Origin of the sequence: Streptomyces sp. NPDC002838 (genome assembly GCF_040295365.1) — a bacterium.
Classification (GTDB): Bacteria; Actinomycetota; Actinomycetes; order Streptomycetales; family Streptomycetaceae; genus Streptomyces.
In genome coordinates this window covers 277,891-291,614 of record NZ_JBEOVF010000001.1, presented here as the reverse complement: position 1 = coordinate 291,614, position 13,724 = coordinate 277,891, and the positions used below count along the sequence as shown (strand labels likewise).

Sequence of the window (13,724 nt, the reverse complement as noted above, 5' to 3'; positions counted from 1 at the left end):
TTTCTCCTTCTGACCTTGAACGGGACGGACCTGATCAATGGCGTTTGGCATAGGCACTACAAGAAAGGGCTTGCGTGGAGCGCGGCGTCGGGCGGGGCGGCTCCTGGTGCAGTCGCTGTCGCTGGCGCTGATCGCGCCTCTGCTGAGCGGGGTTTCGGCAGCTACGGCAGCCGAGAAGGAGGGCCTCGGACGACCGGAGCTGCCGGAGCCGCGGGTGAGCAAGGTCAAGGAGGTCAAGGGCCCGGGGGCGAGGAAGGCCCGCGAGAGGGTGGCCGCGACTCGGAAGGCCAACGCCGCTCAGGCCGATCGGGGCAGAGCGGAACAGCGCGGATCATGGCCCAAGCAGGGCTCCGCGGATCTGACCTTCGCCGGGGACAAGCCGGATACGGTCAAACCTGGTGGCATGCCGGTGTCGGTACGCCCGGCCCAGGGCAAGCAGTCGAAGGCGGCGGAAAATTCCAGGGTCTCTGAGGCTCGGGTCACGGTGCTGGACCAGAAGGCAGCCGCGAAGGCGGGCATCATCGGTGTCCTGCTGACCGCCGAGGCCGACGCCTCCGACTCGGCCGAAGTCGACGTCGACTACTCGGGTTTCGCCTCGGCGATCGGCGGCAACTGGGCGCAGCGGCTGCGTGTGGTGCAGTTACCGCCCTGCGCTCTGACGACCCCGCAGAAGACCGAGTGCCGTCAGCAAACACCGCTGCCGTCGGACAACGATCTCGCCCAACAGACGGTCTCGGCCAAGGTGCGCCTCGGCCGGTCGGCGCCGGGTGGGACGTCCACTCAGCTTCTGGACAAAGCGGGCAGTGCCGCATCCGGAGCGACGGTGTTGGCCGTCACGGCTGCCCCGGCTGGTACAGGCCAGTCGCCCAAGGGAGCCGGCGACTATTCGGCGACGCAGCTGTCGGCGTCCTCGGCTTGGCAGGCGGGCGGCAACTCGGGCGCGTTCACCTGGTCGTACGACTTCACGCTGCCGCCGGTCGCGGCAGGCCCGGTGCCGCCACTGACGCTGTCGTACGACTCGGGCAGCGTCGACGGACGGACCGCCACCACGAACAACCAGACAACGACGGTGGGCGAGGGCTTCGCGCTCACCGAGTCCTATATCGAGCGGTCCTACGGCAGCTGTGACGACGACGGTCATGACGATGTCTTCGACCACTGCTGGAAGTACGACAACGCACGCCTGGTCCTGAACGGCAAGTCGACGCGTATGGTCAAGGACAAGGACAGCGGGCAGTGGCACCTGGAGGACGACGACGCATCGCAGGTGAAGCGGTCCACCGGAGCCGATAACGGTGACAACGACGGTGAGTACTGGACCGTCATCACCGGCGATGGCACCAAGTACGTGTTCGGCCTGCACAAGCTTGACGGTGCCGCCGATCAGCGGACGAACTCGACCTGGACCGTCCCGGTCTTCGGCGACGACTCCGGCGAGCCCGGCTACTCCGGCGGAGATGCTTTCGCCGAGCGGTCGCTGACCCAGGCCTGGCGCTGGAATCTCGACTACGTCGAGGACACGCGCGGCAACGCGTCCACGTACTGGTACACCAAGGAGTCGAACTACTACAAGAAGAACAAGGCAACCAAGGCCAGCGCCTCCTACACCCGCGGCGGCTACCTGAACCGCATCCAGTACGGTCTGCGCAAGGGAGCGCTGTTCACGGACAAGGCGGATGCGAAGGTCGATTTCTCCTACCAGGAGCGCTGCACTGCCTCGGACTGCCCCAGCCTGACCAAGGACACTGCCGAGAAATGGCCGGACGTACCGTTCGACGCGATCTGCTCCAAGGACGACGACGAGTGCAACTCGGCCGGCCCCTCTTTCTTCATCCGCAAGCGGCTGACCGGGATCGACACCTCCTCCTACAACGCCACGAGCAGCGCGTACGATCCGGTGGACGCTTGGGATCTGACCGGGGAGTACCTGGACGGTGGTGACATCGGCGACAGCTCCGACCAGGTCCTCACCCTCAAGTCACTGAAGCGGACCGGCAAGGCCGGTGACACTGCCGTCGGGCTCGACCCGATCTCGTTCACCTACCAGATGCGGCCCAACCGCGTCGACGCGACCGACGACATCCTCCCGCTCACCCGCCCTCGCATCTCTACCGTCACCAGTGAGACCGGTGCGATCACTGCGGTGACGCTGTCGTCCCCGGAGTGCAAGCGCGGTGAAGTGCTGAGCGCGGCGCCGGACAGCAACACCCGTTCTTGCTACCCCCAGTACTGGCACATCAACGGTGCCGAGGACGCCTCGATCGACTGGTTCCACAAGTATCGGGTTCTCGCGGTCGGCGCTCATGATCCGGCGGCAGACAACCCCGCAGTGGAATACGCCTACGACTACAGCGGCGCGGCCTGGCACTACAGCGACGATCCCTTCGTCCCGAAGGACGAGCGGACCTGGTCGGACTGGCGCGGCTACCGCCAGGTGACGGCCTTCACCGGGGCGACCGCTGTGACCCGGTCCAAGACGGTTTCGCTCTTCCTGCAGGGCATGGACGGTGACAAGAAGAAGGATGGCACCACCAAGAGCGTGACCGTCGACCCTCTGCTGGACACGGACATCGACTTCTCCGGCATGGCCGACAGCGATCGCTACGCGGGAAGGCTGCGACAGCAAGTCACCTACAACGGCAGTCAGCCCATCAGCAGCGTCCTCACCAACTACACGTACAAGCAGACCGCCGCCCAAGTCGTCCCGGACGCGGCCGACCATGTCGCCCAGTGGGTCCGCGACACCGTAACGCACACGAGCACCTACCTCACCGCGTCCAAGAGCTGGCGCTCCCACGTCGCCACCAAGCGGTACGACGCGCTTGGCATGGAGTATGCGCTGGACGACTACGGCCAGAAGGGCCTGGGCGGCGACGAAACCTGCACCCGCACCTGGTACGCCCGCAACCCTGACCTCGGCATCACCAGCCTGGTCTCCCGCACCCGCACTGTCGCCCGGGAATGCTCCATCACGGACACCAGCCTCGACCTGCCCACTAACAGCAGCACCCGTGGTGACGTGCTCGCCGACACCGGCGTCGTCTACGACAAGGCCGGCGCCACCACCTGGCTGGCCACCCAGAAGCCCACCAAGGGCGACGCCACGTGGACCGGCCGCGCCACCGGCTACACCGCCACAGCCGGCGGCGACGGAGAACGCCTGCCCTCCGGCTGGCAGACCGTAGCCACCACCACCTACGACCCCCTCGGCCGCCCCCTCGACGTCACCGACGCGGTGAACCACACCACATCCACCGCCTACACCCCGGCCGACGCCGGACCACTGACCAAAACCATCACCACCCAACATCCCACCGAGTTCCGAACGGTCAGCTTCCTGGACCCGCGCCGCGGCCAGGCCCTGCGCACCTACGACTACAACTCCAAAAAGACCGAGCAGAACTACGACGCCCTCGGCCGGTTGACCGACGTATGGCTGCCCAACCGGGTCCGCGGCAGCCAGGCACCGAACTCCAAGTTCGCCTACCACCTCGACAACGCGAAGCCGTCCTGGGTCTCCACCTCGTCCCTGAAGAAGGACGGCGAGACCTACAACACGACCTACGCCCTCTACGACTCCCTGCTGCGCCCCTTGCAGACCCAGACGCTCACTCCGAAGGGCGGTCGGCTGCTGACCGACACCCGTTACGACACCCGCGGCCTGGCATACGAGACCTACACCGACATCTTCGACACCACCAGCACGCCCAACGGCACCTACACCCGTGCCGAATACGGTGAGGCACCCGCACAGTCCGAGACGCTCTTCGACGGCGCGGGCCGCCCGACGACCAGCACCCTGTACACCTTCGGTGACAAGAAATGGTCCACAACCACCAGCTACACAGGCGACTCCACCGCAACTACGGCAGTGGAGGGCGGCTCGGCCCAACGCACCATCACCGACATCCGAGGCCGAACCACCGAGATGCGCTCCTACGAGTCGACCGGCCCGGCCGACATCGACTTCGGGGGCACCTCCGGTGCGCCGTACGACACCACGCCCTTCACCTACGCACTGGACGGTCAGCCGGCCTCTATCACGGGCCCGGACGGTGCGAAATGGGCGTACATCTATGACCTGTTCGGTCGGCAGAAGACTGTCAGCGACCCGGACAAGGGCACGACCCGCACTGAGTACAACACCCTCGATCAGGTCATCAAGTCCACGGACTCCCGCGGTCAGTCAGTCCTGACCGACTACGACGAACTCGGGCGCCCCACCGCCACGTGGGCAGGTTCGAAGACAGACGCCAACCAGCTCACCGCCCGGACCTACGACACCCTCCTCAAGGGCCAGCCCGCGGCGTCCACTCGCTACATCGGCGGCAAGACCGGCGCGGCTTACACCAAGACGGTCACCCAATACGACAGCCTTTACAACGCCACCGGCACGAAACTGCAGCTGCCCGACAGCGACCCTCTGGTGAGAGCAGGGGTCCCGGCCACGCTGGAGTACAGCAGTGACTACAACGTGGACGGCACACTGAACATCTCCAAGGAGCCCGCCGTAGGCGGCCTTTCCTCAGAGATCATCGACCACACGTACAACGGACTCGGCCAACTCACCGCCCTCGGCGGCGCCACCGGCTACCTCCTGGCAACCGACTACTCACCCATCGGCCAGCCCCAGCAGCTCACCCTCGGCACCGCCAACACCGAAGAGCACAAGAAGCTCTACCTTGCCAAGCGCTATGAGACAGGCACCAACCGCCTGACCCGCAGCTATGTGACGGACCAAACCCACCCGTACATGCTGCAAGACCTCAACTACACCTACGACCAGGCCGGCAACGTCACCGCCATCAGTGACCCCACCACGCTCGGCGGCACCAGCTCGGCCGACACCCAGTGCTTCATCTATGACGGCCACCAGCGCCTGACCGAAGCCTGGACACCCTCCTCACAGAAGTGCACCGACACCCGCAGCGCATCCGCGCTGTCGGGCCCGGCCCCGTACTGGACCAGCTACACCTACAACAAGGCAGGCCAGCGCACCAGCGAAACCCAGCACACCGGCAGCGCCGCCACCAAGACCACGTACTGCTACACCGGCGCCCAGCCGCACACCTTGACCGGCACCACCACCAAGAACGACTGCGCCAGCCCTGAGCGCGCCTACGCCTACGACACCACCGGAAATACGCTGCGTCGCCCCGGCAAGACCACAGGAGCGGCACAGAGCCTTATCTGGTCGGAAGAAGGCAAGCTCGCCCGCCTCACCGAGGACGCCCAATCCACCGACTACCTGTACGACGCCGACGGCGCCTTGCTGATACGGGCAACCAAAAACGGTGAACGCGTCCTCTACGCCGGAGCCACCGAACTGCACTTGCGCGCCGACGGCACCACCTGGGCTCAGCGCTACTACGGGGCCGGCGACCTCTCAGTGGCTGTCCGCACGAACGAATCCGGCAAACAGAAGCTCTCGTACCTGGCCGGCGACCACCACGGCACCTCCACCCTCGCCATTGCCGCAACGTCCGACCAGACCTACACCAAGCGATACACCACTCCCTTCGGCGCGGACCGAGGCAAGCCCGCCTTCGGTCCCTGGCCCGATGACAAGGGTTTCCTCGGCAAGACCCGCGACGCCACCACCGGCCTGACTCACATCGGCGCCCGCCAATACGACCCAGCCATCGGTCAGTTCATCAGTGTCGACCCTCTGCTGGTCCCGACCGATCCGGACAGCCTCAACGGCTACAGCTACGCCGGCAACAGTCCCGTCACAATGAGCGACCCGAGCGGTCTCATGGCCTGCGCCACGCCGGTCGAGTGCGGCGGCGGAACCCAGTACGGCAACAACACTCCCACCAAGAACAGCGGTGGCAAGTCGCTCAACGACCCCTCTTGGGGCTGCAACGGCTGCGACGGCGACAGCTATGACGACGGTGCGTGGAGCATCAGCGGATGGAGTGACTGGTACTCAGGCACCAGCGGGGGCACCTCCAGCACGAGCAACACGAGCCCCACACCCGCGCCCAGCCCCGGACCTGCCCCGGACCCCGACCTCTATACGCAGGCCGGGATAAACGACCCCGCTCTGAACGCCATCAAGCTCATCTACTCGGTGTTTGGGCCGGACATCGGCGAGTGGAAGGCGTGTGCGAACGATGTCGGAGTCAATTCCCACTGTGGCTGGGCTGTCGCGGACCTGCCAACCCCGGCCAAGATCCTCAAGCTCGCCAAGCTCGGCAAGCTGAAGAAGGGGGAGGACGCACTGGGTGCAGCCACGAAATGCACGAAGTGCTTCCTCGCCGGCACCGATGTCCTAATGGCGGACGGCTCGACCAAGGACATTGAGGATGTGGAGGTCGGGGACAAGGTCCAGGCCACCGATCCGGAAACCGGTGAAACGGGCCCCAGGGAAGTAACCCGCCTCATCGTCACTAAGGACGACAAGCACTTCAACGAGCTGTCCATCGCCACAGAAGACGGCATCGAGAAGCTCACCGCCACCCATGAGCACCCCTTCTGGTCGCCAACTGCTCGCGACTGGGTGGAGGCGGCAGACCTCAAGCCAGGCATGACCTTGCTCACCGACGATGGCGACACCGTCATCGTCACTGCCAACACGGCCTACACCCAGCACGCCACCACCTACAACCTCACGGTCTCCGACCTCCACACGTACTATGTGCTGGCGGGCGAGACTCCGGTACTCGTTCACAATTCCGGTCCCAATTGTGGAGTCCCAACTGGCGGCAGGAATGGAGACCGTCTCGGCGGCGAAGATTTCCACGGAAGTGACTACAGTCTCGACGAGATGGTTGAGTTCGTGAACGGACACACGGGTGACGGGAACCCGGCAATGGGGCGTCCGTCCGCTGCGGAAATTGAGACGACACTTCGGCAGGCTGGCCCGCGCCAGTTGGATGGCCAGAACTCGTCGAGATTCGACCACAATGGCGTCCGCGTGATTGTCAACTGGGATATGCCATGGAAGTCCACGGCGTACTACCCTGGCAGGTGAATGAATGAACATAAGCGAACGCGACGAATGGCTTGGGTGCTTCCTGACGGAATTGGAACTCTCTCGACTGGAGAGAGTCTCCGTTCCAATTGCCCCGGAGCGGACTTTGGGGCTGGTCACGCTGCTGGGGAGCTGGCGCAGTCATGTTCTCAGGATTGAGTCAGAACTTGAGCTTCCCGATTCCGACAGGACAGTATGGGGCGTCTATGACTTGATTGCTGCACTCGTGCTCAGGAGCTTCGTCGCCCGTGGTATGAAAATCGCCGACTCGAATTCTCTTGCGGGATTCAGACGGGCACTCGGTGATGTTGACTCTAGGTTTAGAGAGTTCACCGAAGATGATGAATCTGGAATCGTTCGTCGTATCGACGAGGGTGAGCGATTGAGTGGTGAATGGTGGTGGGATAGAGTTCCGCGGATTGGCCCGATCCGTCGAGAGATCGAGCGAATCAAATCACCGTTGTGACCCCGGTTGCGACTGGCGAAGCGAACGGAATTCGGTAGCGAACCTAGAGTTTCACCAACAAATCTGAAGCCCCGTCGGAGTACCTTCCGGCGGGGCTTCTGCGGCACTTGACGGCAACGCTGACGGCAACGTCAGCGGACGACGGCTGCGGCGGGTGGATCGTCGTTGCTGTCGTTGGCCCGTCCGAGGGCGTCGTTGAGGGTGTCGATGGCTTGGCGCTGGAGCCGAAGTCGGACGTGGGCGTATACGCCGGCGGTGACACCGATGTGCGCGTGGCCGAGGAGTTCTTTGATCACGACGAGGTCGACGCCTTGCTCCAGGAGCAGGGTGGCCGTCGAGTGGCGTAGGTCGTGGAAGCGGATGCGACGGAGCCCGGCCCGGTCGAGGAATCGGCCGAACCGCCGGGTCATGTTGGCCGGGTCGATCGGTCCGCCGGTCGGCGTAACGAAGACGAGACCGCCGTCCTTCCAGCCCACCCCGGCCACCTTGCGTTCTACTTCCTGACCTTCCCGGTGGCTCCTCAGGGAGTGGACACACTCGCTCGGCAGGGCGATGCGGCGTTCTGATGCGCGGGTCTTGGTGGGAAGGGTGGTCAGACCGCTGCTGCCGGTGCGTTGGAGGGATCGGCGGATGGTGGCGGTGCCTGCGTTGAGTCGAGGTCTTCCCAGTGGAGGCCGAGGAGTTCGCCTTTGCGGAGTCCGGTGCGCAGGGCGAGTTCGTAGAGCGCATGCAGCCGGTCGGCGCGGGCAGCATCGAGGAACTGGCGGGCTTCGGTTGCGGTGAGTGGCCGGAAACGCCTGGGCTGGTGCGTAGTGGTCTTGACGTTCCGGGCGACGTTGCGGGGCAGTTCGTCTTCCCGGACGGCGCGTTCCAGTGCCGACTTGAGAACCGAGTGCACGTACGTCACGGTCAAGGGGGACAGTCGCTTCTGACAGCACTCGCCGACCGCACAGCACTTCTTTCGCTCGGTGTCGAGTCCCTGGGTGCAGCATTGGCAGGTGGTGCGAAGCCGGTCGAGGAAGGTGCGTACGTCGCGTGCGGTCAGCCGTGCGACCTTCTTGGTGCCGAGGCCGGGGATGAGGTGGAGTCGGATGCAGGCGGCGTAGCGGGTGTGGGTGTTCTCGCGGAGGCGATGGATGGCGACGCTGTTCAGCCAGTAGGTCAGGTAGTTGCCCATGGTGCTGTCGGCGGTGGCGACGGGGAGGCCGCGGTTGCTGTCGGCGATCTTTTCGGTGAGTTTGTCGGCAGCCTCTCTGCGGGTGGTGCCGTAGACGCGGACGCGTTTGTGGGTGCTGTCGGCGGCGAGGACGTATCCGGCGGCTTCCCAGCGGCCGTCCTTGCGTTGGTAGATGGTGCCTTCGCCGTTGGCGCGGGCCTTCTTGCGCTGGGGGCGGTCATCGGGCGGCCTCTTCCAGGTGGCGCTGGACGTAGTCGTCCAGTGCGTGGGCGGGGATGCGGCGGGCGCGGCCGATGGTCAGCGAGGCCAGGCGCCGGGTGCGCAGGAGGTCGTAGAGGGCGGAGCGGCCGATCTTGAGGCGGGCCATCGCCTCGGGGACGGTGAGGAGTTCGTCGTCACGCATCGGGCGTCACCGCCTCGGGGTGCGCCGGGCCTCCGATGAGTGCGGCGAGGCGTTCGAGGTCGGGGGTGAGGCCGGTGCCGTGGTAGGCCCAGTGGGCGAGGACGAGGGTGGTCGGTGAGGGCGGAGGGGTGTGGCGGCGGCGCCAGGCGGCACGGGCGGCCCGGAGAGCGCCGAGAGTGGTGGAGTAGGCGCGGGTCTTGGTGGAGAAGTGGCCGCGGAAGCCAAGCATGTGGGCCCACTTGCGCAGGTTCAGGTGTTTGAGGTCGTCGCGGGCGCCGAGGGCCCAGGCGGTGCGGATCATCCGGGCGGCGTGCTCGGGCACGGACTCCGACCAGAGTTCGGTGATCTTCTTCAGGCGGTGGTCGAGGGTGCCGGTGGCGGCGTCGGTGCCTTTGGTGGCGTACTTGGCGACGTATCCGGCGACCTTGCCCTCGGTGATCGTGGTCCCGGCCTGAAAGGCGGAGGACCGGATGATCCTTGTGTCGTTCTGCTTACCGAAGGCGAAGGAGCGGGTGCGGCCGTTGATCTCCGGTCCGTCGATGTGGGCGCGGGTGGTCGCGTGACGGATGGCGTCGGCCAGCAGCTCCGGGGTGGCCCATGCGGGTGGTGGGGTGTAGGGGCCTGCGGGGCCGTCGAGGCGGATCACGGCGTGGAAGTGGATCAGTCCGCGTTGCTGGTACTCGGCAACCTTGGCGTACGAGACGCGGACGATCTTGGAGAGCAGGCGCTGCGGGACGCCGGCTGCGGCGGCGAGGGCGCGGCGCAGGTGGAGCATGAAGCGGGCCCACAGGGCCGGGGCGTGGGCGTTCCACAGCACGGCGCCGGTGTAGTCGTACCGCTCGGGGTCGAGCGGGGTGCCGAGGAGCGGGTCGCCCTTGGTGTGGGTGCGTCCGCAGCGGCAGCGGGCGGAGCCGTTGACGCGTCGCCCGTGGACCGGGCCGTACGAGGGCGCGGTGAGGGTGGCGAAGACGCGTGGATGGGTGGCGACGTGGTCGGGGATGTTCTTGCCGCCGCGCAGGCCGGCGGCGATGAGGTGGTAGGTGTCCTGGCGGTAGAGCTCGGCGCAGGAGGGGCAGCGGGTGGTGCGGCGGTTGCCGCAGCGGACCAGGAGGTGTCCGGCGGGAAGTTTCTTGGATTTCAGTTCGCGCAGGATCTCGCCGGTGAAGGCGTTGATCTCGGTGCGGTGGCCTTCGAGCCGGATCGGCTGGGCGCAGCCGCCGAGCGAGGACAGCTGCCGGACCAGGCCGAGCAGGTCGCGGTACCCGGTGAACGTGGGCAGCGCGGCCGTGGCGGGTTCGGGGTGGGGGATTGTGGTGGTGGGCTTGTGCGGTGGCATGCTGGCAGGACCTCTCTGCGCGGCGGCACACGCGTGTGCCGTGGACGGTAAGGGAGGGAAGCCCCGGCAGGGGCGAGGGTTTGGCGACTACACGCCCTTGCCGGGGATCACTACGGAACGGGACCGGGAGCGGCCGGTGGGGTACGAGCGGGTGATGGCCGAAGGGTTTCTTCCAGGTCGCGGTGGCGTCCTGCTTCTCGGAGTGTGAGAGGACCAGCACGCCGTCGATGTCCACGATCACGCTGCCACCGGCGGCCGGACCGTCCGCGCCAGCCAACTCCCGGACCCGCGACCGCACTTCGGCTCGCGCCGTGCGGATCGCGGTGAGCGCGTTCGGCCCGGCTGCGGCGAGGACGTCGATGAGCCGGGGGACCGTGGGGTCGGATGCCACCGGGCCGAACACGGCCGGCTCGGCCCGCAGCATGGCGACATCGGCGAGGCAGTCCCCGCCCAAGGCCGTCGCGAGCGCGACATCCAGCAGGACCTTGCCCGGGTCGTGCACCGTCCGCGGCTTGCGCCACGGCGCCATTGCCGCCGATATCGCAGTGTCCAGGCCCAACTTGCGGACCGTCTCGACCAGCAGCACCGCCCCGGCCTGCGAGACCGCCCCTCTGCCACCGCCCTCGACGCGGACACGCGGGTACAACCCGATACGCTTGCTCACCTGGAGAGTGCTTCTTTCCGTGCAGCCAACAGGACCCTAGACAAGTCCCATCGTTGCAGGTCAGAAGCACTCTCCGCTTATTTGATCAAGGCATGGACGAACACGCTTATGAAAGCGCGAGGCTAGTGCGCAGGCCGACCCGAGACCGAATGGTAAGAGCCGGACGGTGGGTTCCCCCCGTTCGTTCCACGAGCTCGTGGTCAAGGGCGCTGGAGCCGCGCCGGAGATGAAGGGCGCGGTCAAGCGGGACCTGGAGGCCGTGGCCAGGGATTCCGGCAAGTCGCTGGACGCCCTGGAGCGCAGGCACCGCGGGCAGGAGAAGTTCGACGACCTGACCGCCGAGTCGGCCGCTGAGGACGGCCTCGGCTATGTCCAGGCCGGATACGTCGCGGATGACGATCCTTCCGCCGATGGCGCCGAGCTGTGGATGCGCTTCACCGAGAAGCCGCCGCAGAAGGTGCTCGATCGGCTTCAGGAGTTGCCGTACGCGGTGCGGGTGCAGTACGGCGCCCCGCTGAAGTGGAAGGACCTGGAGAAGGTTCAACAGGCCCTGTTCGGGGCGGCGACCGACGTCGCGGGCACGGCGGAGGTTGTCTCCGAGATCGACCCGGAGACCGACGGGATCGCGATCTCCTACAGCGTGGAGCCGGGCTCGCAGGTGGACCAGGACGCTCTGGTGACCGCGGCTATGACGGCCGGCGCCGCGTCCAGCCCCACCGGCAGCGTCCCGGTGCAGGTGCGTTTCACCGAGGACTCCACGGTTGGGTCTGGGACCGAAGTAACGGTCAAGGGCGGCCATACGCTCAATGCGACCGATGGCAGCGGCTCTTGTACGTCGGCGTTCACCGTCCGCGTCGGCGGCGTCAACGGGGTCGCGACCGCGATGCATTGCTACAACTACATGGGCGAGTATGTACTGACCGCTCGTTGAGGCGGAGGGCCCTGGTCTCGGCCAGGGTCCTCCGCCTCGTCTGGTCGTTCATCAGGGCACCTCGCGCGGCCGAGGTGGAGCCGGTCCCCGTTGTCAGATCATGGCACGGAGATGGCCAAGCGGGGCCTGAAAGACGGCCACCGATCGGCGGCCCACTCGAGCCGGCCCGGCCAACCAGGAGGCGGGCCGATTTCGTGCCCCTCGAGTTCCGCGGCGTCGGGCTCCTCGAACAGCACAAGCTAGTGGGTCGCCCCCACCATCCGCCGCAGCAGATCCCGCAAAGCCAGTCGCTCCCCCTCGGACAACCCCGCAAGCGGCTCCCGCGCGAAGCGCAAGCCCTCCCGCAACTCCCGGGCCACCCGGCGCCCCTCCTCCGTCGCCGCGGCCACCTTCACGCGGCGATCCGCCGGGGCCGCGCGCCGCTCCACCAGGCCCCGTGACTCCAGCCGGTCCACGATCCCGGTCACGTTCGACGGCTCACACTTCAGCTTCTGCGCCAGCTTCCGCATCGGCAGCGGTTCCAGCGACAGCAGGCTCAGCAGCCGCGCCTGCGCGCCGGTCAGCGCGTGCTCGGCAGCCGCGTCCTCGTAGTCCTCGTAGAAGCGCGCCACGACGTCACCGATGAGTTCTACGACCTCCATGGTCAGCGAGTCGGGTCGGCGGGTCTTCTCGGGTGTGGCCATGGGATCCAGGGTACCCGGTTACTTGACATCCTGAAATATTTAGAGGCATGGTTGTTTCAGGTACTGAAGTAAATGGAAAGGCTCCGTCATGCTCAACCGCGAATGGCACCTGCTCAGCCGTCCCGTCGGCTGGCCGAAGCCCGAGGACTTCGCCCTGGTCGAGGCGGAGGCCCCCACGCCGCGTGAGGGTCAGGTGCTGGTGCGGAACAAGTACCTCTCCGTCGACCCGTACATGCGCGGCCGCATGAGCGACGCCAAGTCCTACGTCGCCCCCTTCGAGCTGGGCAAGGCCATGCAGGGCGGCGCCGTCGGCGAGGTCGTCGCCTCCGACGTCGAGGGGCTGGCCGTCGGCGACCACGTCCTGCACTTCCTCGGCTGGCGCGAGTACGCGGCCGTGGACGCCAAGCAGGCCGTCAAGGTCGACCCGGAGGCGGCGCCGCTGAGCACGTACCTCGGTGTGCTCGGCATGACGGGCCTGACGGCGTACGCGGGTCTGCTGCGGGTCGGTGCCCTCAAGGAGGGCGACGCCGTCTTCGTCTCCGGCGCGGCCGGTGCCGTCGGCAGCCAGGTGGGCCAGATCGCCAAGCTCAAGGGCGCCTCGCGGGTCATCGGCTCCGCCGGCTCCGACGAGAAGGTCAAGATCCTCGTCGAGGAGTACGGCTTCGACGCCGCCTTCAACTACAAGAACGGCCCGGTCTGGGAGCAGCTCAAGGAGGCCGCCCCGGACGGCATCGACGTCTACTTCGACAACGTCGGCGGCGAGCACCTCGAGGCCGCGATCGGCGCGCTCAACCTGCGGGGCCGGGCCGTGATCTGCGGCATGATCTCGCAGTACAACGCCACCGAGCCGACCCCCGGCCCGCGCAACATGGCCAAGATCCTGCAGAACCGGCTCCGCGTCGAGGGTGTGCTGGTCGGTGACCACTACGACCTCCAGCCGGAGTTCGTCCAGGAGGTCGGCCCGTGGGTCGCCTCGGGCGCGCTGAAGTACCGCGAGACCGTCGTCGAGGGCATCGAGAACAACCTGGAGGCCTTCCTCGGCGTGCTGCGCGGCGACAACATCGGAAAGATGGTCGTCAAGTTGTGAG

7 protein-coding genes and 2 pseudogenes are annotated in these 13,724 nt (G+C 66.7%); 4 read left to right on the top strand and 5 right to left on the bottom strand.

Going from position 1 to position 13,724, the window contains the following annotated elements:
• Positions 1–37: 37 nt before the first annotated feature.
• Positions 38–6,976 carry a polymorphic toxin-type HINT domain-containing protein gene (locus ABT063_RS01355; protein WP_351054986.1) on the top strand — a complete coding sequence of 2,313 codons (6,939 nt, stop codon included), beginning with the start codon at positions 38–40 and terminating at the stop codon, positions 6,974–6,976.
• A gap of 4 nt (positions 6,977–6,980) precedes the next feature.
• Entirely contained in the window at positions 6,981–7,442 is a 462-nt protein-coding gene (locus tag ABT063_RS01350) for a hypothetical protein (RefSeq protein ID WP_351054985.1), read from the top strand.
• Between the two features lie 131 nt (positions 7,443–7,573).
• Here ABT063_RS01350 and ABT063_RS01345 read toward each other — a convergent pair.
• From ABT063_RS01345 to ABT063_RS01330, 4 genes and pseudogenes are all read right to left on the bottom strand, one after another.
• Positions 7,574–8,793 (bottom strand): annotated as a pseudogene (locus tag ABT063_RS01345) (tyrosine-type recombinase/integrase).
• A gap of 43 nt (positions 8,794–8,836) precedes the next feature.
• Positions 8,837–9,022 (bottom strand): helix-turn-helix domain-containing protein, encoded by a 186-nt coding sequence (locus tag ABT063_RS01340; RefSeq protein WP_101280494.1) that lies wholly within the window; start codon positions 9,020–9,022, stop codon positions 8,837–8,839.
• Complete coding sequence (locus ABT063_RS01335; protein ID WP_351054984.1) at positions 9,015–10,358, bottom strand: replication initiator; 1,344 nt, start codon at positions 10,356–10,358, stop codon at positions 9,015–9,017. The genes ABT063_RS01340 and ABT063_RS01335 overlap by 8 nt, the downstream gene beginning before the upstream one ends.
• A 130-nt stretch (positions 10,359–10,488) precedes the next feature.
• Positions 10,489–11,022 (bottom strand): annotated as a pseudogene (locus ABT063_RS01330) (transposase); the annotation flags it as partial.
• A gap of 166 nt (positions 11,023–11,188) precedes the next feature.
• Between ABT063_RS01330 and ABT063_RS01325 the strand changes: the two are divergent.
• Positions 11,189–11,953, top strand: coding sequence for a hypothetical protein (locus ABT063_RS01325; protein ID WP_351054983.1), 765 nt, complete (start codon positions 11,189–11,191; stop codon positions 11,951–11,953).
• 239 nt (positions 11,954–12,192) lie between these two features.
• Here ABT063_RS01325 and ABT063_RS01320 read toward each other — a convergent pair whose 3' ends face one another.
• Positions 12,193–12,636, bottom strand: a complete 444-nt coding sequence (locus ABT063_RS01320) for a MarR family winged helix-turn-helix transcriptional regulator (RefSeq protein ID WP_351054982.1) — start codon at positions 12,634–12,636, stop codon at positions 12,193–12,195.
• An 88-nt stretch (positions 12,637–12,724) separates the two neighbouring features.
• Here ABT063_RS01320 and ABT063_RS01315 point away from each other — a divergent pair, with 88 nt between their 5' ends.
• Positions 12,725–13,723 (top strand): NADP-dependent oxidoreductase, encoded by a 999-nt coding sequence (locus tag ABT063_RS01315; protein ID WP_351054981.1) that lies wholly within the window; start codon positions 12,725–12,727, stop codon positions 13,721–13,723.
• The last annotated feature ends 1 nt before the right edge of the window (position 13,724 follow it).